The 23,099-nt window shown below is 70.3% G+C and carries 20 protein-coding genes; 11 read left to right on the forward strand and 9 right to left on the reverse strand.

Features of this window, described 5'->3' with window-relative positions:
• Nucleotides 1–891 precede the first annotated feature (891 nt).
• On the forward strand, nt 892–1,431 hold the full coding sequence (locus ACZ7L4_RS03830; protein ID WP_472099405.1) for a GNAT family N-acetyltransferase: 540 nt from the start codon (nt 892–894) through the stop codon (nt 1,429–1,431).
• A 318-nt stretch (nt 1,432–1,749) separates the two neighbouring features.
• Here ACZ7L4_RS03830 and ACZ7L4_RS03835 read toward each other — a convergent pair whose 3' ends face one another.
• Entirely contained in the window at nt 1,750–1,965 is a 216-nt protein-coding gene (locus ACZ7L4_RS03835) for a hypothetical protein (protein ID WP_472099406.1), read from the reverse strand.
• A 314-nt stretch (nt 1,966–2,279) separates the two neighbouring features.
• Nucleotides 2,280–3,245, reverse strand: a complete 966-nt coding sequence (locus ACZ7L4_RS03840; RefSeq protein ID WP_472099408.1) for a pirin family protein — start codon at nt 3,243–3,245, stop codon at nt 2,280–2,282.
• A 128-nt stretch (nt 3,246–3,373) separates the two neighbouring features.
• On the opposite strand from ACZ7L4_RS03840, the gene ACZ7L4_RS03845 reads away from it, so the two are divergent.
• The 4 genes from ACZ7L4_RS03845 to ACZ7L4_RS03860 all read left to right on the forward strand — a co-directional run bounded on the left by ACZ7L4_RS03845 (nt 3,374) and on the right by ACZ7L4_RS03860 (nt 6,947).
• Nucleotides 3,374–4,069 (forward strand): ABC transporter permease, encoded by a 696-nt coding sequence (locus ACZ7L4_RS03845; RefSeq protein ID WP_472099410.1) that lies wholly within the window; start codon nt 3,374–3,376, stop codon nt 4,067–4,069.
• Entirely contained in the window at nt 4,066–4,743 is a 678-nt protein-coding gene (locus ACZ7L4_RS03850; RefSeq protein ID WP_472099412.1) for an ABC transporter permease, read from the forward strand. The genes ACZ7L4_RS03845 and ACZ7L4_RS03850 overlap by 4 nt, the downstream gene beginning before the upstream one ends.
• Nucleotides 4,743–5,702: an ABC transporter substrate-binding protein gene (locus ACZ7L4_RS03855; protein ID WP_472099414.1), complete on the forward strand. Its 960-nt coding sequence runs from the start codon at nt 4,743–4,745 to the stop codon at nt 5,700–5,702. Before ACZ7L4_RS03850 ends, ACZ7L4_RS03855 begins: the two co-directional genes overlap by 1 nt.
• Nucleotides 5,703–5,780: 78 nt before the next feature.
• On the forward strand, nt 5,781–6,947 hold the full coding sequence (locus ACZ7L4_RS03860; protein WP_472099415.1) for an NAD(P)/FAD-dependent oxidoreductase: 1,167 nt from the start codon (nt 5,781–5,783) through the stop codon (nt 6,945–6,947).
• A 38-nt stretch (nt 6,948–6,985) separates the two neighbouring features.
• Here ACZ7L4_RS03860 and ACZ7L4_RS03865 read toward each other — a convergent pair whose 3' ends face one another.
• The 7 genes from ACZ7L4_RS03865 to rhaI form a co-directional block, all read right to left on the reverse strand.
• Nucleotides 6,986–8,149: an ABC transporter ATP-binding protein gene (locus ACZ7L4_RS03865; protein ID WP_472099416.1), complete on the reverse strand. Its 1,164-nt coding sequence runs from the start codon at nt 8,147–8,149 to the stop codon at nt 6,986–6,988.
• A gap of 23 nt (nt 8,150–8,172) precedes the next feature.
• Entirely contained in the window at nt 8,173–8,820 is a 648-nt protein-coding gene (locus ACZ7L4_RS03870; RefSeq protein ID WP_472099417.1) for a LutC/YkgG family protein, read from the reverse strand.
• A complete protein-coding gene (locus ACZ7L4_RS03875; protein ID WP_472099419.1) occupies nt 8,817–10,298 on the reverse strand; it encodes a LutB/LldF family L-lactate oxidation iron-sulfur protein in 1,482 nt (493 codons plus the stop codon). The genes ACZ7L4_RS03870 and ACZ7L4_RS03875 overlap by 4 nt, the downstream gene beginning before the upstream one ends.
• Nucleotides 10,295–11,071 carry a (Fe-S)-binding protein gene (locus ACZ7L4_RS03880; protein ID WP_472099421.1) on the reverse strand — a complete coding sequence of 259 codons (777 nt, stop codon included), beginning with the start codon at nt 11,069–11,071 and terminating at the stop codon, nt 10,295–10,297. The genes ACZ7L4_RS03875 and ACZ7L4_RS03880 overlap by 4 nt, the downstream gene beginning before the upstream one ends.
• Before the next feature lie 92 nt (nt 11,072–11,163).
• Nucleotides 11,164–12,606 (reverse strand): rhamnulokinase, encoded by a 1,443-nt coding sequence (locus tag ACZ7L4_RS03885; RefSeq protein ID WP_472099422.1) that lies wholly within the window; start codon nt 12,604–12,606, stop codon nt 11,164–11,166.
• A gap of 397 nt (nt 12,607–13,003) precedes the next feature.
• Nucleotides 13,004–15,043, reverse strand: coding sequence for a bifunctional aldolase/short-chain dehydrogenase (locus ACZ7L4_RS03890; protein WP_472099424.1), 2,040 nt, complete (start codon nt 15,041–15,043; stop codon nt 13,004–13,006).
• A gap of 52 nt (nt 15,044–15,095) precedes the next feature.
• A complete protein-coding gene (gene rhaI, locus ACZ7L4_RS03895; protein WP_450809123.1) occupies nt 15,096–16,262 on the reverse strand; it encodes an L-rhamnose isomerase in 1,167 nt (388 codons plus the stop codon).
• Nucleotides 16,263–16,538: 276 nt separating this feature from the next.
• Here rhaI and ACZ7L4_RS03900 point away from each other — a divergent pair, with 276 nt between their 5' ends.
• The 6 genes from ACZ7L4_RS03900 (at nt 16,539) to ACZ7L4_RS03925 (ending at nt 22,800) form a co-directional block, all read left to right on the forward strand.
• Entirely contained in the window at nt 16,539–18,050 is a 1,512-nt protein-coding gene (locus ACZ7L4_RS03900) for a sugar ABC transporter ATP-binding protein (RefSeq protein WP_472099426.1), read from the forward strand.
• A 232-nt stretch (nt 18,051–18,282) separates the two neighbouring features.
• Entirely contained in the window at nt 18,283–19,338 is a 1,056-nt protein-coding gene (locus ACZ7L4_RS03905) for an ABC transporter permease (RefSeq protein ID WP_326014948.1), read from the forward strand.
• Entirely contained in the window at nt 19,331–20,326 is a 996-nt protein-coding gene (locus ACZ7L4_RS03910; RefSeq protein ID WP_399237613.1) for an ABC transporter permease, read from the forward strand. Before ACZ7L4_RS03905 ends, ACZ7L4_RS03910 begins: the two co-directional genes overlap by 8 nt.
• Before the next feature lie 24 nt (nt 20,327–20,350).
• A complete protein-coding gene (gene rhaS, locus ACZ7L4_RS03915; RefSeq protein ID WP_472099429.1) occupies nt 20,351–21,430 on the forward strand; it encodes a rhamnose ABC transporter substrate-binding protein in 1,080 nt (359 codons plus the stop codon).
• Nucleotides 21,431–21,461: 31 nt separating this feature from the next.
• Nucleotides 21,462–21,782 carry an L-rhamnose mutarotase gene (locus ACZ7L4_RS03920; protein WP_472100386.1) on the forward strand — a complete coding sequence of 107 codons (321 nt, stop codon included), beginning with the start codon at nt 21,462–21,464 and terminating at the stop codon, nt 21,780–21,782.
• Nucleotides 21,775–22,800 carry a LacI family DNA-binding transcriptional regulator gene (locus ACZ7L4_RS03925; protein ID WP_472099431.1) on the forward strand — a complete coding sequence of 342 codons (1,026 nt, stop codon included), beginning with the start codon at nt 21,775–21,777 and terminating at the stop codon, nt 22,798–22,800. The genes ACZ7L4_RS03920 and ACZ7L4_RS03925 overlap by 8 nt, the downstream gene beginning before the upstream one ends.
• Nucleotides 22,801–23,099: the final 299 nt, after the last annotated feature.

Raw genomic sequence — 23,099 nt, forward strand, 5'->3', positions numbered from 1 at the left:
TCAGATACTGGCACCTGCACCCTCCTTGGCGGGTCAGCGGCGAGCCCGGGCGGCTCGGCGATGCTCGGGTTAACGACGCATCGCGGTTTTCGAACGCGCTCGATTTCGGACGCGTCGGGGGCCGTCTGGGACAAGGCGACGGATGTAGCGATGCCGACGTCGCCGCACGCGATGCAGCACCTGTCGTGGCCGAATCGCCGACCTCCGATACGCGTGTGACCTATGAGGTTTCGACACCTGGGGATGGCGCATTCTTCGAGGAGTCAATGCCCGAGTGCGGCCTCCCGTGCTGCCCGTGCCCAGATGGCCCGTTGAGGGAGGGAGAAGCCCATCCGGTTCCGGTGGAAGAGGGCGTGCCGAGCGAGGATGCCGCGCTTGCCGAGCCTGAGCTGGCTTTCCGTTCTCCGCAGCGCTTGCCACCGCCCGCCCGCTGTCTTCCAGCCCTTCGAGCCAGGGGCGCACGAGGGAGAGGGACCCGGATTCCAGTAGGGGGGGGCGGGCGTCGCTGAGGAGCAGGCGTCGCATGGGGACGGTCATGGCGTTCACCTGCTCGGGGTCGACCTCATCGGGCAGGGGACGGTGCTGTTTCCATCTGCCCCCAGACGCCGCCCTGCTCACGCCACTCCCCGCGGGCGGCGCGCATCATGAGCGCCATCCCGATCAGGGATACGGCCTTGTCGTCCCATCCCTGGCGGGCGTCAGGTTCGTCGTGCGAGTAAGCGGAACTGCACTCGCTCGCGCTGAGCGTCCACCTCACCGCCGGGGGCTGGGCCTCAGCCCGAGGTTTTCCCGCATGCTGCAAGAGTTCAGCCTTGCCCTGCGCGCCACCGCAGCGGGCAGCACCAGCGTGCACAACTGGACAGAGCAGACCGCCGCATGGAGGTTCACCGCATGACTTCGGCCCCCGCCATCGAACTCCGTACATTCACCGACCTGGACGCCGCCCGCGGTGACCTGCTCGACGTGTACGCCGAAGTACGCGCCCCACTCCTGCACCTTCCGAATTACGCCGTCACCTCCTTCAGGGATCGCCTGGACCGGCACGGCACGGAACCGGGCTTCAATGCCGTGCTCGCCTACGACGACGAGCACCCGGTGGGCTACGTCTACGGCAACCGGATCGAGGACGGTGATCGCTACTGGCAGCGCACCAGCCCGCCTCCGAGCGAGAAGTACACGGAGCGGCCCGCGATCGCGCTCAAAGAGATCGGCGTACGTCCGGGCTGGCGCGGCACCGGGGTCTCGCGCTGCATCCACGACGAGCTCCTGGCCGGTCGGGAGGAGCCGTACGTCACGCTCATGGTCAACGAGGCGGCGGGGGACGGAAAGGTGCATGCCCTGTACCGGTCTTGGCGGTACGAGGACATCGGCCACAGCCAGCCTTCCCCGGCTTCTCCACGGCTGACTGTGATGATTCGGGCTACTCAATAGCGCGTGTGCCGTTGGGTGCGAAGGGCCCCTGCCGACTGACGGCTCGCGCCCGCCCCGGTCCGTACCCACGCTTTCGAGGCCATGCGCGCTGTCGAGGCCGCGCTCACCGCGTGCGCCGACGACATCGCCCGCCAAGTGCAGCGCGTGCGGTGGCGATGCCGAGGGCCCGTCGCGCGGCGTACGAGAACCAGCGGGACGCGTCAACCCGCTGGACCGCGGGGCGTGACACCCTCCCCTCTCACGGTCGTTGAGCGGCGGGATGATGGGGCAGCACCCCGGTCGGCCGCAGTCCTCGAACCCTGCGGCCGGCTGGACCCGTCAGTGCGCCCAATGGTCCGGGCCTCCGCCGCGCCACTCGATCAGCCCGGAGTAGGCGACGCGCGTCTCGTCGAAGGCGCGTAGCCCGGCCTCGTGCAAGATCGCGGCCACGTCCTTCACGGACAATGCCCGGCCAAGGATCGCGCCGTCGATACGGACGCGACGGCCACCCTCCTCGTCGGGCGGATAGATCACAACAGGCTGCGCAGAGGTCATGCTGCCATCGTGAAACGAGCCCAGCGGACCCGCAGCTCGAACATCGGCTGACCCCGGCACGCGCCTGGGGACGGGCAAGGTGCCGTGTTTGGGTGGCGGCGGCCGTAAGGCGGTCAGAGCCGATGACCCGTGACGAAAGTCGGCATTGGGTCAGCATCAGGCTCACCAGACGTGCTCGCAGATGGCGAAACCTACGTTTCGAACCTGCGCGCTCGGAAGCTTCGGTGGGCATTTGCGATCACAGGGCATGAGTGCTGGAGGGGGCACCCCTGAGCCCACCCGGGCTTGCGTGGCTCATGCTGGGAAAGTTCAGCTCAGCGCACCCGTCCCCGGGGCTTGAGCGGCACAGGCGGCAGTTCCGGAGCGTCCAGACGGTCCCCGTCGTACCCCTTCACCTCGCCGAACCGGGACCCCGTCATCCAGTCCTCCCGCGCCTGCGTGATCTCGTCCTGATTGCGGCCGATGAAGTTCCAGAACATCACCAACTCCTCCTCGAACGGCTCCCCGCCCAGCAGCATCAGACCCGCGTCCGACGCCGCGCGCAGCGGGAGTTCGGTGCGGCCGCAGCCGAGGTAGAGCATCGAGCCGGGGAGCAGGGGGACGTCGTCGACGTGGGCCTCGCCGGACATCGACAGGACCGCGTACTCGAAGTCCGGGTTCAGGGGGAGGCGGGTCTCCGTGCCGTGGGCGAGGGACAGGTCCGCGCCCACGATCGGGGTGTATGTCGTGCCGGGGGACGCCGCGCCGTCCAGTGAACCGAGGATGACCGTGGCCGTGAGGCCGGGCGCCGTCACCGTCGGCAGCGCTCCGTGGTGCTCGAAGTGCGGGTCCACGTGGCGGTGGGAGTCGGGGAGTGCCACCCAGAGCTGCGCGCCGTGCAGGAAGCGGGCGTGCGACTTGGGGCTCTCCTCGGAGTGGGAGATCGCCCGGCCCGAGGTCATCAGGCCCAGCTCGCGAGGGCGGATGGTCTGGAGGCTGCCCGTCGAATCACGGTGCAGGACCTCGCCCTCGTGCAGCCAGCTCACCGTTTGCAGGCCCATGTGCGGGTGCGGCGGTACCTGCATGCCGGGCTCGTCCGCGATGTCGTCCGGGCCGTAGTGGTCGACGAACGACCAGGCCCCGACCATGCGGCGGCCCAGGTTGGGCAGGAGGCGGCGCACCTCCGTGGAGCCGCCGAGGCGCACGCGGCGCGGGCTGAGGAGTTCGCGCACCGGTTCCGCCACGACGAAGCCGCGTCCGCCGCACACCGAGGGCACTGGTTCGCGGTCAAGATTGCTCATGACGCAGACCCTAGCCCTGGTGCCGCGCCGCGTCAGGTGTGCGGGGCGGGGAACGCCGCGCGCCGCCCGTACGGGTCACCCGGCGCGCAGAGCTTGGGCCGAGCCACTGGAATGGTCGGGTGCGCCTCGTGAACGGTGGGCCCGGCACCGCGCCGCCCGACGACTGTCTCGCCCGCAACGACTGGATCTGCGGCGAGTACCTGAGCACGCGTCGGCACATGCTCGTCGATGCCACCGTGCAGCATCTGGAGATCACGCTCGTCGCCGTGGCCATCGCCGTCGTCATCGCCGTGCCGCTCGCGCTGTTCGCGCGGCGGTGGGGGTGGGCCGCCGGGCCCGTGCTCGCGCTGACGACCGTGCTCTACACGATCCCGTCGCTCGCCATGTTCTCCCTGCTGCTGCCCGTCTACGGACTGTCCGCCACGCTGGTCATCGCCGGGCTCGTGCTCTACTCGCTCACCCTCCTCGTACGGAACATCCTCGCGGGGCTGCGCTCCGTGCCCGAGGACACCCGGCAGGCCGCCCGCGGCATGGGGTACGGGCCGATCCGGCTGCTGCTGACGGTCGAACTGCCGCTCGCGCTGCCGGCGGCCCTTGCCGGGCTGCGCATCGCCACCGTGTCCGCCGTCTCGCTCGTGACCGTCGGCGCCATCGTCGGCTACGGCGGGCTCGGCAATCTCATCTACAGCGGCATGAACACGTACTTCAAGGCGCAAGTCCTCACCGCCTCCGTGCTGTGTGTCGTCATCGCGCTCGTCGCTGATGTCGTGCTCCTTGCCATCGGGCGGGTGCTGACCCCCTGGACGAGAGCGAGTCGCGCGTGAAGCTGCTCTCCGACTCCTGGAACTGGCTCGCCGACTCCGCGCACTGGGCCGGCGACAACGGCGTCTGGCACCGGCTCGCCCAGCACGTGACGCTGACCGTCGTCTGTCTCGTCATCAGCTGTCTGATTGCCTTGCCGATCGCCCTTGTCCTTGGTCACCTCGGGAAGGGCGGGGCGCTCGCAGTCAACATCGCCAACGTGGGGCGCGCCGTTCCCACCTTCGCCGTCCTCGTGCTGTTGCTGCTCACGCCGCTCGGGCAGTACAGCGAGGGGCCCACCGTCGTCGCCCTCGTGCTGTTCGCGGTGCCGCCGCTGCTCACCAACGCGTACGTCGGGATGCGCGGCGTCGACCGGGAAGTCGTGCGGGCCGCGCGGGGCATGGGGATGACCGGGCGGCAGATGCTGCTGAGGGTCGAGGCGCCGCTCGCGCTGCCGATGATCCTCAACGGGGTCCGGATCGCCGCCGTGCAACTCGTCGCCACCGCCACCATCGCTGCCATCGCCGGAGGCGGCGGCCTCGGGCGGATCATCACCGCCGGGTTCAACCTCGCGAGTACGCCGCAGGTGGTGGCGGGTGCCGTGCTCGTCGCCGTCTTCGCGCTGATCGTCGAGGGGCTGTTCGAGCTCGTCGAGCGGTTCGGTCCCGGATGGCTGCGGGGGAGGAGGGCCGGATGATGAGCAAGGTGTTGCGTCGGGTCGCGCTGCTTCTCGGGCTCCTGCTGTTCGTCGGCGGGTGTGCCACGGGGCCCTCGTTGGAGGATCAGGGCGAGGTGACCGCGCCGCCCGGTGACAGCAAGCACCTCGTCATCGGCTCCGCCGGATTCACCGAGAGCGATCTGCTCGCCAACATGTACGCGCTGCTGCTGAAGCAGGCGGGGTACGGGACCGAGCTGCTGTCCGTCGGCAACCGCGAGCTGTACGAACCCGCCCTGGAGTCCGGGCAGATCGACGTCGTGCCCGAGTACGCCGCCACCTTCGCCGACTGGCTCAACGCCAAGGCCAACGGCGCCGACGCGAAACCCGTCGGCTCGCCCGATCTCGACGCCACCATGAAGAGCCTGCGGGCGCTCGCCAAGCCCCGCGGGCTCGACGTGCTCGACGCGGGGAAGGCCGTCGACCAGAACGCGTTCGCGGTGACCGAGGCCTACGCGAAGAAGCACGACCTCAAGACGCTCAGCGACCTCGGTGCCTCCGGCCTGAAGGTGCGGATCGCCGCAGGTGACGAGTGCGTACAGCGGCCCTACTGCCAGCCGGGCCTGGAGAAGGTCTACGGCATCGACGTCACAGGGATCGACCCCAAGGGCGTCGGCACCACGCAGGCCAAGAACGCCGTGCAGAACGGCCAGGACCAGATGGTGCTCACCACGACCACCGACGCCACCCTCGGCGACTTCGGCCTCGTGCTGCTCGACGACGACAAGAAGCTGCAGAACGCCGACTACCTCGTGCCCGTCGTCAACCGCTCACGGGCGGGCAACGAGAAGGTCGCGAAGGCGCTCGGCGCGCTCAACTCCGTCCTCACCACCGACGACCTCGCCTCCATGAACCAGCAGGTCGACAGCTGGCGACGGCTCCCCGAGGACGTCGCGCGGACCTATCTGGAGGACAAGGGACTGCTGCGGCAGGGCGGCTGAGAGGTGTGTGTCGCGGTTCGGTGGGCAACCGGTGGACCTACCCATCGCCGCAGCACCCGGACACGTACAGGAAGCCGCATGAATCGAGCCGTCGTCGTCGGAGCGGGCGTGCTGGGCGCCTGCGTCGCCTACCACCTCGCCCGCGCGGGCGTCGAAGTCGTCGTCCTGGAGGAGGCCGGACCCGCCTCCGGCACCTCCAGCGCCACCTTCGCCGCCGACGTCACCCACCTCAAGACGCCACACGCCTACTACCGCCTGAACCGCCAGGGCTCCGACGGCCACCGCGCCCTCGCCGAGGAACTCGACGGGCCCACCTGGCGGCATCCGGTGCCGCTCGTGCAGTGGGCCGACGGCGAGGACGCACAGCGCACACTGCGCGAACGGGCACGTCGGGTACGGGAATGGGGCCACGAATGCCGCACAGCCCCGGCCTCAGTACTGCGCGAACTCGCGCCCGCCGCCGACCCGGCCGCCTGCCCCGTCGACGAGATCGTCGTGCACACCGGCACCGCCTGGTTCGACGCCCCGCGCCTGGTGCGCACCCTGCTGGACGCGGCCGTCCGCAGGCACGGCGCCGAGACGCACTACGGCACCCGCGTCACCGGCCTGCTCCGCCGCGGCGCCCGGGTCGTCGGGGTGGAGGCAGGGGAGCGCAGCTGGGGCGCGGACACCGTCGTGAACTGTGCGGGGCCCGCCGCCGACCAGATCGCCGCGCTCGCCGGGGCGCGGCTTCCGCTGCGCCACGTGCCGGGACTCGTCGCGGAAAGCGCGCCACTGGCCGAGGAACCGCTGACCGCGATCCTCTCGGCACCCGGCATCGACCTGCGGCCCACGGCCGACGGCGGGGTGCTCGCCCTGTCGTGGGAGGTCGACGCGCGCCTGGAGGGGACGGCCGCCGACGGCCTGCCGTCCGAGCTGCACCGGCGCGCGAGCACCGTCGTGCCGGGCCTCGACGGCACCCGGATCGCCGACGCGCGCATAGGCGTACGCCCCGTGCCACTCGACGGGCTGCCGCTGGTCGGCGAGGCGGACACGGCGCCCGGCCTGTACCACCTGGTGTCGCACAGCGCGGTGACGCTCGCGCCGGTGCTCGGGCGGCTCGTCGCGCAGGAGATCACTAGCGGTACGCCGGCCGAGGAAATGGAGGCGTACCGCCCCGGCCGGGACATCGACGACGGCGACGTACAGGACGAGAATCTGCGCGCGATGAACCACCGAGGGGCGGACCCTCAACCTCAACTTTAGGGTTACGTGTTTACGTGTGGGGTGCCTGCGTGGCTCGATCAGGCGTCCGCCACCGAGTCGAACTCGACCTCGTCGCGCGCCACGCCCTGCGCATCAGCGTCCACCGACCGCCGCAGCGCCTCGTGCAGCTTCGCCGGGGTCAGCACGCCGAGGAAACGGGCGCCGTCGAGCACCGCGACCCAGCCCGCGTCGTGCTGGAGCATCACGCCGAACGCCTGCTTGAGCGGCGCGCCGACCGGCACCCACGCCCGCATCCGGTGCGCCAGATCGCCGACCCGGCCGTCGGGACCGGCCAGCGACGCCTCGTCGACGCCGACCCAACCGTGCAGGTCGCCCGCCTCGTCGAGCACCACGGCCCACCGCGACCCGTCCTCGCGCATCCGGGCGGCGGCCCGCGCGGGCTGCTCGTCGAAGCGGGCCACCGACGGCTGCTCCAGGTCGTCCGGCTCGATCTCGGTGACCGACAACCGCTTCAGCCCCCGGTCCGCGCCGACGAACTCGGCGACGTACGGGGTGGCCGGCGAGCCGAGCACCGCACCCGGTGTGTCGTACTGCTCGATGCGCCCCTGCCCGTACACCGCGATGCGGTCACCGAGCCGGACCGCCTCCTCGATGTCGTGCGTGACCAGCAGAACCGTCTTGCGCACGGCCGCCTGCATCTTCAGGAACTCGTCCTGCAGCTGCTCGCGTACGACCGGGTCGACGGCCCCGAACGGCTCGTCCATGAGGAGAACCGGCGGGTCCGCGGCGAGCGCACGGGCGACGCCGACGCGCTGGCGCTGGCCGCCGGACAGCTGCTCCGGGTAGCGGCTCCCGTACGTGGCCGGGTCCAGGCCCACCAGTTCGAGCAGCTCGGCGGCGCGCGCCCTGGCCTTCGCCTTCTTCCAGCCGATGAGCGCGGGCACGGTCGCCGTGTTGTCGAGGATCGTGCGGTGCGGGAAGAGGCCGACCTGCTGGATCACGTACCCGATGCGGCGGCGCAGCTGCACCGGGTCGACGCCGGAGATGTCCTGGCCCTCGACGTGGATGTGACCCGACGTCGGCTCGATCAGCCGGTTCACCATCATCATCGTGGTGGTCTTGCCGCAGCCGGACGGGCCGACGAGCGTGACCAGTTCGCCCTCGTTCACCTCGAACGAGAGATCGTCCACCGCCGTTGTGCCGTCCGCGTACCGCTTGGTGACATGGTCGAACCGGATCATGTCACCAACGCTAGCCGCGCCCTTCAGCCCCCGCTCACCAGAACGACCTCCAGGGTGCGCGGCCCGTGCACGCCCTCGACCCGGTCGAGCTCGATGTCGCTGGTCGCGGACGGGCCCGAGATCCACGTCAGGGGGCGGGTGGGGTCCAGCCGTTCGAGGGCCTGCGGGACCGAGGACACCACCTGGTCCGGGACGCTCACGATGCAGATGTGGTGGTCGGGGACGAGGGTGATGCGGCGGCGGCCCTGGTCGGGGGAGCCGTCCAGGACGATGGTGCCGGTCTCGGCGATGGCGACGGCGCAGGCGGTGACGACGCTGTCGACGGCGTCGAGTTCGGTTGGTGTGTTTTCGGGGCTGTCGGCGACGCGGGGTGTCTCGGTGTCGGCCAGCCAGCCCTCTGGCAGTTCGGGCGGTACCGCCACCGACCGTGAACCGTGCTCGGCGAGGAGCCGGGCCACAGTGGCCGGAAGCTCGTCGCTGGTGGCGCGGTGCACGATCGCGCGGTAATCGGCGAGGTTCTCGGCGAGGAGTTCGACCGTCTGCTCGGTGGTGCGGTTGCCGTGTTCGCGCAGGTAGCCGCGGTCGATGTCGGTGGCGTACGTGTCCGGGGCCTGGATGGGTCCGCCGAGGGCGCGGCGGACCCGGCCGAGGATGACGTCTCTGCTGCTCACTTCGTGGTGTCCTTTCCGCCGTGCGTACGCTTCCACCAGTCGCGGAACGGTTCCGCGGGCACCTTCGGCAGGTCGCGGCTGTCCGTCCAGGCCTTGCCGGGGCCGGGCATCGTGCGCGGATGGAAGCGCCGGGTGCGCGAGGCCAGCCGCTGGCCGGTCGCGAGCGCCCCGGGGTGGGTGAAGGCCCAGGTGGAGGCGCGCATCGCGGCGCGTTCGGCGGCGTGGCCCTTCGCGGGGCGGAGCATGACCCTGTTGCCGCTACGGGTGGCGGGGCCGCCGGCCACGACGCGCTCGCGCAGGTGGACGAGGACCTCGGGGATGTCGATGGCGACTGGACACACCTCGTAACACGCACCGCACAGTGACGACGCGTACGGCAGGGAGGCGTCGATGTCGCTGCCGGTGCCGCGCAGTTGCGGGCTGAGGATCGCGCCGATCGGGCCCGGGTAGACCGAGCCGTAGGCGTGCCCGCCGGCCCGCTCGTAGACGGGGCAGACGTTCAGGCAGGCGGAGCAGCGGATGCAGCGCAGTGCCTGGCGGCCGACCTCGTCGGCGAGGGTGTCGGTGCGGCCGTTGTCGATCAGGACGAGGTGGAAGGTCTGGGGGCCGTCGGAGTCGGTGGTGCCCGTCCAGGTGGAGGTGTACGGGTTCATCCGCTCGGCCGTCGAGGAGCGCGGCAGCGTCTGGAGGAACACCTCCAGGTCCCGCCACGTCGGCACGATTTTTTCAATGCCGACGACGGAGATGAGGGTCTCGGGCAGCGTCAGGCACATGCGTCCGTTGCCCTCGGACTCGACCACGACCAGGGTGCCGGTCTCGGCGACCATGAAGTTCGCCCCGGAGATGCCGACCTTGGCGCGCAGGAACTTCTCCCGCAGATGCAGGCGGGCCGCCTCGGCCAGCTCGGCCGGTGTGTCGGTCAGCCCGTCCGGCGCCGGGCGCCCCCAACTGGCCATCTCCTTCTCGAAGATGTCGCGGATCTCGCCGCGGTTGCGGTGGATCGCGGGGACCAGGATGTGTGAGGGGCGGTCGTCGCCGAGCTGCACGATCAGTTCGGCGAGGTCGGTCTCGTAGGCGTTGATGCCCTCGGCGGCGAGGTGTTCGTTGAGGCCGATCTCCTGGGTGGCCATCGACTTGACCTTGACGACCTCGGACTCGCCGGTCTCGCGGACCAGGGAGGTGACGATGCGGTTGGCCTCGTCGGCGTCGCGCGCCCAGTGCACGTTGCCGCCGGCGGCCGTCACGGACTCCTCCAGCTGGACGAGGTAGTGCTCCAGGTGGTGGAGGGTGTGGTCCTTGATCTCCTTGCCGGCCTGACGCAGGTGCGCCCAGTCGTCGAGTTCGGCCACCGCGCGTTCGCGTTTGTCGCGGATCGTGTGGGTGGCGTGCTTCAGGTTGGCGCGCAGGGTGGTGTTGCGTACGGCGTCGTGCGCGGCCTTCGGGAAGGCCGGCATCCCGACAAACGTTCCGCCGCTCATGCGTGGGCCTCCTCGTCCTCGGTGCCGGCCAGGATCTCCGCGATGTGGACGGGGCGCATGCCGACCTTCAGGCGGGACATGGTGCCGCCGATGTGCATCAGGCAGGAATTGTCGGCCGCGCACAGGACGTCCGCGCCGGTCGATTCCGCGTTGCGGACCTTGTCGGTGCCCATCGCCGTCGATACGTCCGCGTTCTTCACGGCGAAGGTGCCGCCGAAGCCGCAGCACTCGGCCGCGCCCGGCAGCTCCACCAGCTCAAGTCCCTTGACCGCTCTGAGGAGTTGGGTCGGACGGTCACCCAGGCCGAGGGAGCGCAGGCCGTGACAGGTCGGGTGGTACGTCACCTTGTGCGGGTAGTACGCGCCGACGTCCGTCACCTTGAGTACGTCGACCAGGAACTCGGTCAGCTCGTACGTCTTCGGGATCACCGGCGCGAGGGTCGTCGTGAGGGTGTCGCCACGGCCCTCCGAGCGGGCCCGTTCGCCCATCCGCGGGTACAGCTCACGCACCATCGCCGCGCACGATCCGGACGGCGTGATGATTGCGTCGTAATCACCCGAGGCGAGGCCGGGGCCGAAGGTGTCGGCGTAGTGGGTGGCCAGTGGCTCGGCCTCGCGGCGGTAGCCGGTGTTGTAGTGCGGCTGGCCGCAACAGGTCTGTGCCGCCGGAAAGTCGACGTCCACGCCGAGCCGGTTCAGGAGCTTCACGACGGCGCGGCCCGTGTCCGGGTACAGCGTGTCGTTGACACAGGTCAGGAAGAGCGCGACACGCATCGGGGCCCCTTCGGTCGGTCGGATTCGGTTGACGCGGACGGTCTGTGAGTGATCATCGGACGGGTGCAGCGTACGTCGTGGACGGGTGTGGGTCACGGGGTGTGCACGCGTGCCGCCGCCGCGTCCCACGCGCCGCGGTCGCCGCTCGGCTCGTAGCGTGCGAGCGGCTGGGTGTCGGCGACGAGTCGGCGCATCGCGGCGCGGTCGCCGATGACACCGTCGGCCCGCGCCTGCACGAGTACGTTGCCCAGCGCGGCGCCCTCGGCGGGGCCCGCCACGACCGGCAGACCGCAGGCGTCGGCCGTGAGTTGGCACAGCAGGGCGCCACGGGCGCCACCGCCGACGATGTGCACCACGTCGACCGGGCGGTCGGCCAGGCGGGACGCCTCCTCGATGGCGCGGCGGTGGGCGAGGGCGAGCGAGTCGAGGATGCAGCGGGTGATCTCGGCGCGGGTGCGGGGTTCCGGCTGGCCGGTGGCGCGGCAGGCGGCGGCGATGCGGTCCGGCATGCCGCCGGGCGGCAGGAAGGTGGGGTCGCCGGCGTCGACGACCGAGCGCAGCGGGGTCGCCTTCGCGGCCTCGTCGAGGAGGGTGGTCAAGTCCGGTTCGTTCCAGGCGCGTTGGCATTCCTGGAGGAGCCACAGGCCCATGATGTTGCGGAGGTAGCGGACCGTGCCGTCGATGCCGAGCTCGTTCGTGAAGTTCGCGGCGCGGCTCTCCTCCGTGAGGACGGGCGCGTCCAGTTCGAGTCCGGCGAGGGACCAGGTGCCGGTGCAGATGTACGCGAAGTTCTCCTCGGTCGCCGGGACGGCGGCCACGGCCGACGCGGTGTCGTGCGAGGCGACGGTGGTGACCGGGACGGGTCCTGTGAGGCCGGTCTCGTCGAGGACGTGGGGGAGGAGCTCGCCCGCCGGGTCGCCGGGGCGGCGGATCGGGGCGAAGAGGTTCACGTCGATGCCGGCGCGGGTGGCGATGTCGTGGGACCAGTCGCCGGTGCGGGGGTCGATGAGCTGGGTGGTGGAGGCGTTGGTCAGCTCGGTGCCCTGCTGTCCCGTCAGCCAGTAGGCGAGGAGGTCGGGGATCATCAACAGGCTGCGGGCGGCGTCGAGTTGTGCGGTGCCGCGGGCTGCGGTGAGCTGGTAGATCGTGTTGAACGGGACGTACTGGAGGCCGGTGGCCGCGTACAGCTCCTGCGGTGGGATCGTCGCCCACAGCTTCTCGGCGGTGTGGTCCGTGCGGGTGTCGCGGTAGTGGAACGGGTTGCCGAGCAGGGTGTTGTCCGCGTCGAGGAGGCCGTAGTCGACGGCCCAGCTGTCGATGCCGATGGAGCGGACCGGGCCGGTCTTGCGGAGGCCCTCGAGGATGCCGGCGTAGAGCCCGAGGATGTCCCAGTGGAGGCCGTCGGGGGTGCGGACGGGGGTGTTCGGGAAGCGGTGGGCCTCGGTGAGGGCGAGGGTGTCGCGGGTGACGCGGGCCGTCATGACCCGGCCGCTGGAGGCGCCCAGGTCTATCGCGGCGTAGGGGGTGGTGGGCATGAGGTTGGCCTTTGTGAGTGTGCGGTGTGGTGGGTGGCGGGGGAGTGGAATCGCCCCCGCCGCCCCTTCCCGTCCCAAACCGGGGCCGGCCCCGGACCCCGCGCGGGGTTGGCGCCGGCCGCCTTCTTGCGCGGCACCGGGGCGCCGCCTTGCCCACCCTGCCGCCCCAGGCGGCAGACTGCCCAAGGCGGCGAGGGCGTGCGCTGCCCCGCGGGTGGGAGGGAGATGAGCGGAGGGTCTCTGGGTCTTTTAAGCCCCTGCGGCGATTGAGCAGCGGGGTCCGGGGCGGAGCCCCGTGCGGGTGGGCGCGCCCATACGGGCCGGAAGAGCCACGCCGACCGAAGCGAGCCCGCCCACTGGTGGGCGCGCCGGGACGGCAGGGCGCGCCCACGACGGGTCAGCGGAGGAACGCCGCCGCGACGCCCGCATCCACCGGAACATGCAACCCCGTCGTATGCGTAAGGTCGCCCCCGGTCAACGCGAACACCGCGTTGGCGACATGCTCCGGCAGCACCTCCCGCTTCAAGAGGGTCCGCTGCGCGTAGAACTCGCCCAGCTTCTCCTCCTCCACCCCGTACACCGCGGCGCGCTTCGCTCCCCAGCCACCGGCGAAGATCCCGGACCCGCGAACGACCCCGTCCGGGTTGACCCCGTTGACCCGGATCCCGTCCCCGCCCAACTCGGCTGCCAGCAACCGCACTTGGTGGGCCTGGTCCGCCTTCGTCGCCGAGTACGCCACGTTGTTCGGGCCCGCGAACACCGCGTTCTTCGACGCGATGTAGACGATGTCGCCACCCATCTCCTGCGCCCGCATCACCCGCGCCGCCTCCCGCGAGACGAGGAACGAGCCGCGCGCCATGATGTCGTGCTGAAGGTCCCAGTCCTTGGCCGTCGTCTCCAGAAGCGGCTTCGAGATCGAGATGCCCGCATTGTTGACGACCAGGTCGACCCCACCAAAGGCCAGCGCCGCCGCCTTGAACGCGTCCGCGATCTGCTCCTCGGACGTGACATCGACCGTCACGGCGACCGCCTTGTCCGGGCCGCCCAGTTCCTCGGCCACCGCTGCCGCACCGTCCGCGTTCAGGTCGGCGACGACCACGCACGCGCCCTCGGCGACGAGCCGGTGCGCGATGGCCTTGCCGATGCCCGAGCCCGCGCCCGTCACCAGCGCCACCCGCGTGGCGAGCGGCTTCGGCTTCGGCATCCGCTGGAGCTTGGCCTCCTCAAGGGCCCAGTACTCGATGCGGAACTTCTCCGACTCCTCGATCGGCGCGTACGTGGACACCGCCTCCGCGCCGCGCATCACGTTGATCGCGTTGAGGTAGAACTCGCCCGCCACCCGCGCCGTCTGCTTGTCCTTGCCGAACGAGAACATGCCGACACCCGGCACCAGCACGATCGCCGGGTCGGCGCCGCGCATCGCGGGGGAGTCGGCGCTCGCGTGCCGCTCGTAGTACGCCGCGTACTCGGTGCGGTACTCGGCGTGCAGCTCCTTCAACCGTTCGGCCACGGCGTCGAGTTCGGCCGTGGGCGGCAGGTCGAGGACGAGCGGGCGGACCTTCGTACGCAGGAAGTGGTCCGGGCAGGACGTGCCGAGCGCGGCGAGGCGTGGGTGCTCGGCGGAGGCCAGGAAGTCCAGGACGGGGCCCGAGTCGTCGAAGTGGCCGACCTGCGGGCGGTCCGTGGAGGCCAGGCCCCGGATCAGCGGGGCGAGTTCGGCGGCCCGCGCCCGGCGCTCGGCCGCGCCCAACGCCGCGTAGCCCTCGATGACCGGGCCGAACGGCTCCTCCTTGCCGCGCTCGGCGAGGAACGTCTCGGCGGTGCGGATCATGTAGAGCGAGTTGGCCTCGCACTCCTCGGCCGTGTCACCCCATGCCGTGATGCCGTGGCCGCCGAGGATGCAGCCGATGGCGCTCGGGTTCGAAGCCTTGATCTCTGCGATGTCCAGGCCGAGTTGGAAGCCAGGGCGCCGCCACGGCACCCACACCACCTTCTCGCCGAAGCACTCGGCGGTCAGCTTCTCACCGTCGGCGGCGCAGGCCAGCGCGATGCCGGAGTCCGGGTGCAGGTGGTCGACGTGCGCCGCGTCCACCAGGCCGTGCATGGCCGTGTCGATGGACGGGGCGGCGCCGCCCTTGCCGTGCAGGCAGTAGTCGAACGCGGCGACCATCTCGTCCTCGCGCTCCACGCCCGGGTACACCTCGGTGAGCGCCTTGAGCCGGTCCACGCGCAGGACGGCGAGCCCGGCCTCCTTGAGCGTGCCCAGGTCGCCGCCCGAGCCCTTGACCCACATCAGTTCGACGTCGCCGCCGGTGACCGGGTCCGTCTCGGTGGCCTTGGCGGAGGTGTTCCCGCCGGCGTAGTTGGTGTTGCGGGGGTCGGCGCCGAGCCGGTTCGAACGGTCGATGAGGGCGGCGACCTGGGGGTGCGTAGCCATGAAAGGTCCTAAATACCTGAGGAGTTGAGTGGGCTGAACGACGAGAGGACGGTTACGCGCCCCACCCCGCCTGCTCCCCGCCGACCCGCTCGGCCACGATCCGCTCTTGCCACCCGCAGGCGGCGTACGCGGCGACGGGGTCCGCCGCGAGTCCCTGCTCCTCGCGCCACTCGGCAAGGAGGGGCCGCACATCGGTGTTGTACGCGTCCATGATCACGGAGTTCGCGGTCAGGACGTCGCCCGCCGCCTGCGCGGCGCTCAGCGCCTCGCGGTCCACGAGCAGCGCCTTCGCGGTGGCCTCCTGCACGTTCATCACGGAGCGGATGACCGCCGGGATCTTCGCCTCGATGTTGTGGCACTGGTCGAGCATGAACGCCACGTTCGTGGCCGGGTCGAAGCCGCCGTTCTTCGCGACCTCGTGCAGGATGCGGAAGAGCTGGAACGGGTCGGCGGCGCCCACCATCAGGTCGTCGTCCGCGTAGAAGCGGGAGTTGAAGTCGAAGCCGCCGAGCTTCTTCTCGCGCAGCAGCAGCGCCACGATGAACTCGATGTTCGTGCCCGGCGCGTGGTGGCCGGTGTCGACGACGACCTGCGCCTTGTCGCCCAGCTTCATGCACTGCATGTACGAGGTGCCCCAGTCCGGCACGTCGGTCGTGTAGAAGGCCGGCTCGAAGAACTTGTACTCCAGGAGCAGTCGCTGGTCGTCGCCGAGGCGCTCGTAGACGGCGGCGAGGGACTCGGCGAGACGGTCCTGGCGGGCCACGATGTCGTCCTGGCCCGGGTAGTTGGTGCCGTCGGCCAGCCAGATCTTCAGGTCCTTGGAGCCCGTGGCGTCCATGATGTCGACGCAGTCCAGGAGGTGGTCGAGGGCCTTGCGGCGGACCTTCGGGTCCGGGTGGCAGACGCTGCCGAACTTGTAGTCGTCGTCCTGGAAGGTGTTGGAGTTGATGGTGCCGAGCTCGACACCGCGCTCCTTGGCGTACGCCGACAGGGCTGCGTAGTCGTCGACCTTGTCCCACGGGATGTGCAGGGCGACCTTCGGGGCGATGCCGGTGAACTCGTGCACCTTCGCCGCGTCGTCGAGCTTCTCGTGCGGCGTGCGGGGCACGCCGGCCTGGGCGAACACCTTGAACCGGGTGCCGGAGTTGCCGTAGCCCCAGGACGGCGTCTCGATCCGCTGGTTGGCGAGTGCGGCCTTCACGGCAGCGATGTCAGGCATGTTCACCTCTGAGTACACGGGTCTGCGAGCCGTCCGATGAATCGTCTGTCCAATGAATCCTCTGTGAATCGATTCATTGTGCAGCGAAGCTAGTCCCCCTCGTGGGGTGCGTCAAGGGGGTGTGCGAGGACTTCCGTGCGTTACGGAATCGTTTCGTACGTCGACGTATTCGGGCCGCTCAGACCCCTTGACCGGAGTGCCGGGGCGTGGCTAGCTTCCGGAACGTTTCACTGAAACATTTCACGTCGGGTGCCCTTCGACCCCTGGAGACCTGTCATGACGCCACCTGAACCGGAGAACACTCCGGTGCTCGCCCTGGAGGGGGTGAGCAAGTCCTTCGGTGCCGTGCGCGCCCTGCGCGGTGTGTCACTGAGCCTGCACGCCGGTGAGGCGCACGCCCTCGCCGGTGAGAACGGCGCGGGAAAGTCGACGCTCATCAAGGCCCTCGCCGGGGTGCACCGCCCGGACACCGGGACGGTTCTGCTCGACGGCTCCCCGGTCGAGTTCCACGGCCCCGCCGACGCCCGCGACGCCGGTGTCGCCGTCATCTACCAGGAGCCGACGCTCTTCCCCGACCTGTCCATCGCCGAGAACATCTTCATGGGCCGCCAGCCGCGCCGCTCCTTCGGCCGCGTCGACCACGCCACGGTCAAGGAGGCCACGGCCGCCCTGTTCAAGCGGCTCGGCGTGGAGCTCGACCCGGACCAGCCGGCCCGCGGACTGTCCATCGCCGACCAGCAGCTCGTCGAGATCGCCAAGGCGCTGTCCTTCGACGCCCGCGTGCTGATCATGGACGAGCCGACCGCCGCGCTCACCGGCAGCGAGGTGGCCCGCCTGTTCGGCGTCGTACGGACGCTGCGTGAGCAGGGCGCGGCCGTGCTGTTCATCTCGCACCGCCTGGAGGAAATCTTCGAGCTGTGCCAGCGCGTCACGACGCTGCGCGACGGGGCGTGGGTGGCGAGCGAACCGGTCGAAGGGCTCACCGAGGACGACCTCGTGCGCCGCATGGTCGGCCGCGACCTCGAAGAGCTGTACCCCAAGCAGGACACCGAACTCGGCGAAGTCGCCCTGAAGGTCAGCCGGTTGACCCGCGAAGGTGTGTTCACCGACGTCTCCTTCGAGGTGCGGCGCGGCGAGATCGTCGGTCTCGCCGGGCTCGTCGGCGCCGGCCGCAGCGAGGTGGCCCGCGCCGTGTTCGGCGTCGACCGCTTCGACGGCGGCGAGGTCGAGGTCCTCGGCAAGAAGCTCAAGCCCGGCGCGCCGAGCCTCGCCATGCACGCGGGCCTCGCGCTCGTCCCCGAGGACCGGCGGGCCCAGGGCCTCGTGATGGACATGTCCATCGAGCGCAACATCGGCCTCACCGGCTTCGCCGACACCTCCCGCGCGGGGCTGATGAACCGCAAGGCGGAACGCAGCCGGTCCCTGGACTGGTCCGTGAAGCTCCAGGTCAAGTACGCGCGCCTCGCCGATGTCGTCGGCACGCTGTCCGGCGGCAACCAGCAGAAGGTGGTCCTCGCCAAGTGGCTCGCCACCGGACCGCAGGTGCTCATCGTCGACGAGCCCACGCGCGGCATCGACGTCGGCACCAAGGCCGAGGTCCACCGGCTGCTGTCCTCGCTCGCGGCCGACGGCGTCGCCGTCCTGATGATCTCCTCCGACCTCCCCGAGATCCTCGGCATGGCCGACCGGGTGCTCGTGATGCACGAGGGCCGGCTCTCCGCGGAGCTGCCGCGCGCCGAGGCGAACGAGGAGTCCGTGATGGCGGCGGCGACCGGGAGGGCGGCATGAGCCTCGCCCCCTTCGGGCCCGTCGCCCGCACCGCTAGGGCCCTTCTGACGGATCTTGCTGGAGTCGCGGGGTCTGGCACGCGCATCTGCGGCGTTGTCGTCGGTTGCCAACGCTCCGCGTTGTCGCCCTCCTCCGCCTTGCAGCTGCACGCACCAGACCCCGCTCGCGGAGCCGAATGGAGCGGCCTCCCCGGGCCCAGCCTGATCCGTCAGAAGGACCCTAGGAGCACCCCATGACCATCACCGCGCCACCCGTCCGCGAGGACGCCGCGCCACCGCCCACCGCCGGGCGGCGGCTGCTCGACAAGGTGTTCAAGGCGCGCGAACTCGCCGTCGCCGCCGTGCTCGTCGTGATGCTGCTCGCCACGCAGGTCTCCAACACCGAGTTCCTGTCGCAGCAGGGCGTCAAGGACCTCCTCCTGAACGCCACCATCCTCGTCCTCGTCGCCACCGGCCAGGCGATCGTCGTCATCACCCGCAACGTCGACCTGTCCGTCGGCTCGGTGCTCGGCATCTCCGCCTTCGCCGCGGGTGACTACCTTCAGGGCGGCGGCAGTTCACTGATCGCCGTCGTGTACGCCGTCGCCATCGGCACCGTCTTCGGCGTCCTCAACGGCGCCCTCGTCAGCCTCGGCAAGGTGCCCGCCCTCGTCGTCACCCTCGGCACCCTGTACGTGGTGCGCGGCATCGACTCCATCTGGGTCGGCTCGCAGCAGATCGTCGCCGCCGACCTGCCCGACGCCTTCGTCGACTTCGGCCACGACGGCATCTGGATCGTGCCCTACCTCGCGCTGCTCGCCGTCGCCGTCCTGCTCTGCGTCGGCTACTACCTGCGCAGCTACCGCAGCGGCCGCGAGATGTACGCCCTCGGCTCCAGCCCCGAGGCCGCGAACCTCGCCGGCATCCCCGTCCGCAAGCGGATCATGACCGCGTACGTGCTGTGCGGCGCGCTCGCCGGACTCGCAGGCGCCCTGTACCTGGCCCGCTTCGGCAACGTCGACTCCGGCACCGGCAACGGCTACGAACTCACTGTCGTCAGCGCCGTCGTCGTCGGCGGCGTCGCCTTCACCGGCGGCGCCGGAACCGTCTACGGCGCGGCCCTCGGCGCACTCCTGCTGACTTCCATCAACAGCGTGCTGCCCGCCATCGGCGTCAGCTCCGTGTGGGTCACCGCCATCAACGGAATCCTGCTGCTGCTCGCCATCGCCGTCGACCGGATCGTCGCGCTGCGCGTCGCCGCAGTGCTGCGCAAGCAGGCCGCACAGATGAGGAGCGCCCGCCATGCCTGATTCGTTGAAGCACTCGGTGCGGTGGGACACCGCCGTCGGCGCCCTGCTCGTCGTCCTGCTGCTCTGCTCGTTCGCGTTCGTCGACAACTTCGGCAACGCGCTCAACCTGTCGTTCCTGATCGGCAACACCCTGCCCATCGCGATCATCGCGCTGCCGATGACGATGCTGGTCATCTCCGGCGAGGTCGACCTGTCGGTCGGCTCCACCGTCGGCCTGTCAGGCGCCGTGATGGGCGCGCTGTGGAACAACGGCATGGCCATCGAGACGATCATCCCGCTGTGCCTGCTCCTCGGCGTCGTCTGCGGACTGATCAACGGGCTGCTCGTCACCCGCCTCGGCCTGCCCTCGCTCGCCGTCACCATCGGCACCATGGCCGCCTACCGCGGCATCGCCCAGATCGTCCTCGGCTCCGACTCGGTCACCGACTTCCCCTCCCAGTACCTGGACTTCGGTGCGAACCGGATCGGCGACACGTTCATCCCGTACGCCGCCCTGCCCTTCGTCGTCCTCCTCGCCATCGCGATCGTCGTGCTGCACGCCACCCGCATGGGCCGCTCCCTCTTCGCGATCGGCGCGAACGAGGAGGCCGCCCGGTTCGCCGGCGTACGCGTCAAGCGGCTCAAGCTGTCGATGTTCGTCACGACGGGAGTGCTCTCCGCGCTCACCGGCGTCTTCTGGGCCCTGCACTACGCCAGCGCCCGCTACGACAACGCCACCGGGCTCGAACTCTCCGTCATCGCCGCCGTGTTGCTCGGCGGCATCGACTTCGACGGAGGAAAGGGCACCCTCGGCGGCGCCATCGCCGGTGTGTTCCTGCTCGGCTCGCTGCAGAACGTGATGAGCCTGCTCAACGTCTCCGCGCAGTCCCAGATCGTCGTCACCGGCGTCCTGCTCGTCATCTCCGTGCTCGCGCCGCGCGTCGGCCGCCAGATCGCGCAGGCGAGGTCCCGCAAGAAGACGGCAACAGCCGCACCCGTCGCTCCGTAGTCCCCCTTCCCGTAAGGAAACGCCATGAACGCTCGTACCCGCCGGCTGTCCGCCGCGCTCGCCGTCTCCACCGCCCTCATGGTGGCCGCCACCGCCTGCGGCGGCACCACCAAGTCGGACTCCAACAAGGAGGACGCCAAGTCCGCCGCCGCGGGCAAGGCCGACCCGAACGCCAAGACCAAGAAGGGCCTCACGGTCGCCTTCCTGCCCAAGCAGGTCAACAACCCGTACTTCACGACCTCCGACACCGGCGGCAAGAAGGCGCTGGCCACCCTCGGTTCGACGTACAAGGAGGTCGGCACCAGCTCCGGCACCGACACCTCCGGGCAGGTCTCCTACGTCAACACCCTCACCCAGCAGCAGGCCGACGCCATCGCGGTGTCCGCGCAGGACCCGGGCGCCCTGTGCACCGCGCTCAAGCAGGCCATGAAGAACGGCGTCAGCATCGTCACGTACGACTCCGACACCAAGGTCGACTGCCGCAACGCCTTCGTCTCGCAGGCCTCCGCCGAGGACCTCGGCCGCACCCAGGTGCAGCAGATCGCCAAGCAGATCGGCAACAAGGGCGAGATCGCGATTCTGTCGGCGGCCCAGACCGCCACCAACCAGAACACGTGGATCAAGTACATGAAGGACGAGCTGAAGAAGCCCGCCTACAAGGACATCAAGCTCGTCACGACCGCCTACGGGGACGACGACGCGCAGAAGTCGTTCCAGCAGACCCAGGGCCTCCTCCAGGAGCACCCGAAGATCAAGGGGATCATCTCCCCGACCACGGTCGGCATCAAGGCGGCGGCCCAGTACCTGTCCGGCTCGAAGTACAAGGGAAAGGTCAAGCTGACCGGCCTCGGCACGCCCAACGACATGCGTGCCTACGTCAAGAACGGCACCGTCGAGGCGTTCGAGCTGTGGGACCCGGCGAAGCTGGGCGCGCTCGCCGCGCACACCGCCGTGGCTCTGGAGTCCGGGCAGATCACCGGCAAGGCGGGGGAGAAGTTCAAGGCCGGGGACATGGGCGAGTACACGATCGAGAAGGACGGTGTCGTCACCCTCGGCAAGCCGACCGTCTTCGACAAGTCGAACATCGACGACTACAAGTTCTGAGCGGGAAACCGGGGAACGACACATGAGTGACATGCAACGGGTCTGCTTCCTGCTCAAGGTCAAGTCCGACCGCATCGACGAGTACCGGGCGCGCCACGCGCACGTATGGCAGGAAATGCAGGACGCCCTGACGGCCACCGGCTGGCACAACTACTCCCTCTTCCTGCGCGAGGACGGACTGCTCGTCGGCTACCTGGAGACCGAGGACTTCGACAAGGCGCGCGCCGCCATGGACGCCACCGACGTGAACGCACGCTGGCAGGCCGAAATGGGCGAGTTCTTCGAGGCGTTGGACGGGCAGGCGCCCGACGCGGCGATGCGCCCGCTCACCGAGGTCTTCCACCTTGCCTGAGCGTTCGGCGGTGGGCATCAAGGATGTAGCGAGGGAGGCGGGTGTCTCGGTCGGCACCGTCTCCAACGTCCTCAACCAGCCCGCCCGGGTCTCCGAACCCACCCGCCGCCACGTCCAGCAGGTCATCGCCCGCCTCGGCTACGTCCGTAGCGAGTACGCCCGCCAACTGCGGGCCGGACAGAGCCGGATCGTGTCCCTGCTCGTCCTCGACATGGGCAACCCGTTCTTCGTGGACCTCGCGCGCGGCGCCGAACGCGCCGCGCGCGAGGCCGGGCTCGGCGTCATGGTGTGCAACAGCGCGCAGAGCCCGGACGTGGAGGCCGAATACCTCTCCATGTTCGCCGAACAACGGGTACGCGGCGCCCTGATCACCCCGGCCGACCCCAGCGGAGCGACTCTCCGGGCCTTCCGCCGCCACGGCATCCCGTACGTCGTCGTGGACCGGGTCGCGGGCGACGAACCGGGCTGCTCGGTGGCGGTCGACGACGTGGCGGGCGGGTCGCTCGCCCTCCGCCACCTCCTCGACACGGGTCACCGCTCGATCGCCTACGTCAGCGGCCCGCCCCACCTCAAACAGGTCCAGGACCGCCGCGAGGGCGCCCACAAGGCCTTGGCGGAAGCAGGCCTCCCTTCCTCCTGCTTGTACGAACTCCCGACCGACCGCCTCGACGTGGCGGCAGGCCGCGACGCGGGCGCCCGCCTCCTGGGCCTGGCCCACCGCCCGACGGCCGTCTTCTGCGCCAACGACCTCCTGGCTCTGGGCGTCCTCCAGTCCCTCTACGCGGCAGGCATCCGCGTCCCCGACGACATCTCCCTGGTCGGCTACGACGACATCGAATTCGCCTCGGCCGCGACGGTCCCCCTCACCTCAATCCGCCAACCGGCCACCAGCCTCGGCACTATCGCCGCCCACCTCCTTCTCCAGGAAACGGGCGACCACGCGGCGGACCACCAGCACGAACACATCGTGCTGAGACCGGAGTTGGTGGTGCGGGGGTCGAGCCGGGCCCCGAGCTGAGCACTCCGCTGGCGATCCGTGATGCTCGCGGAGCAGCTGGACCGCGCGCTCAAGGCCCAAGGTGCGCGGGTGGTGCCACCGTGAAGAGCGGCCAGCGCCGCCGCGGCTGCGGCGGGTTCCGCCTCGTGAACGGCCAACAGGCGAACCAGCGGTCAACGTCAAACCTAACGCCCCTCTCAGAGCGCCCACTGTCACCGGCTTGCACTCGTGCGTCATCATGCTTCTTGCAACGGTCTGGGCTGGGGCAGGGGGGCGAGTGTGCGAGGACAACTCCTCGGGGGGCGTTACCAGTTGCGTCG

The sequence above is a fragment of the Streptomyces sp. NPDC107575 genome (assembly GCF_055657265.1).

Excerpts from the sequence above, each read along its gene's own strand:
- ACZ7L4_RS03890 (WP_472099424.1), bottom strand. The coding sequence starts at position 15,043 with ATGGCTACGCACCCCCAGGTCGCCGCCCTCATCGACCGTTCGAACCGG.
- ACZ7L4_RS03840 (WP_472099408.1), bottom strand. The coding sequence starts at position 3,245 with ATGAGCAATCTTGACCGCGAACCAGTGCCCTCGGTGTGCGGCGGACGC.
- rhaI (WP_450809123.1), bottom strand. The coding sequence starts at position 16,262 with ATGCCTGACATCGCTGCCGTGAAGGCCGCACTCGCCAACCAGCGGATC.
- ACZ7L4_RS03855 (WP_472099414.1), top strand. The coding sequence starts at position 4,743 with ATGAGCAAGGTGTTGCGTCGGGTCGCGCTGCTTCTCGGGCTCCTGCTG.
- rhaS (WP_472099429.1), top strand. The coding sequence starts at position 20,351 with ATGAACGCTCGTACCCGCCGGCTGTCCGCCGCGCTCGCCGTCTCCACC.
- ACZ7L4_RS03860 (WP_472099415.1), top strand. The coding sequence starts at position 5,781 with ATGAATCGAGCCGTCGTCGTCGGAGCGGGCGTGCTGGGCGCCTGCGTC.
- ACZ7L4_RS03885 (WP_472099422.1), bottom strand. The coding sequence starts at position 12,606 with ATGCCCACCACCCCCTACGCCGCGATAGACCTGGGCGCCTCCAGCGGC.
- ACZ7L4_RS03905 (WP_326014948.1), top strand. The coding sequence starts at position 18,283 with ATGACCATCACCGCGCCACCCGTCCGCGAGGACGCCGCGCCACCGCCC.
- ACZ7L4_RS03910 (WP_399237613.1), top strand. The coding sequence starts at position 19,331 with ATGCCTGATTCGTTGAAGCACTCGGTGCGGTGGGACACCGCCGTCGGC.
- ACZ7L4_RS03830 (WP_472099405.1), top strand. The coding sequence starts at position 892 with ATGACTTCGGCCCCCGCCATCGAACTCCGTACATTCACCGACCTGGAC.
- ACZ7L4_RS03880 (WP_472099421.1), bottom strand. The coding sequence starts at position 11,071 with ATGCGTGTCGCGCTCTTCCTGACCTGTGTCAACGACACGCTGTACCCG.
- ACZ7L4_RS03835 (WP_472099406.1), bottom strand. The coding sequence starts at position 1,965 with ATGACCTCTGCGCAGCCTGTTGTGATCTATCCGCCCGACGAGGAGGGT.
- ACZ7L4_RS03920 (WP_472100386.1), top strand. The coding sequence starts at position 21,462 with ATGCAACGGGTCTGCTTCCTGCTCAAGGTCAAGTCCGACCGCATCGAC.
- ACZ7L4_RS03865 (WP_472099416.1), bottom strand. The coding sequence starts at position 8,149 with ATGATCCGGTTCGACCATGTCACCAAGCGGTACGCGGACGGCACAACG.
- ACZ7L4_RS03875 (WP_472099419.1), bottom strand. The coding sequence starts at position 10,298 with ATGAGCGGCGGAACGTTTGTCGGGATGCCGGCCTTCCCGAAGGCCGCG.
- ACZ7L4_RS03900 (WP_472099426.1), top strand. The coding sequence starts at position 16,539 with ATGACGCCACCTGAACCGGAGAACACTCCGGTGCTCGCCCTGGAGGGG.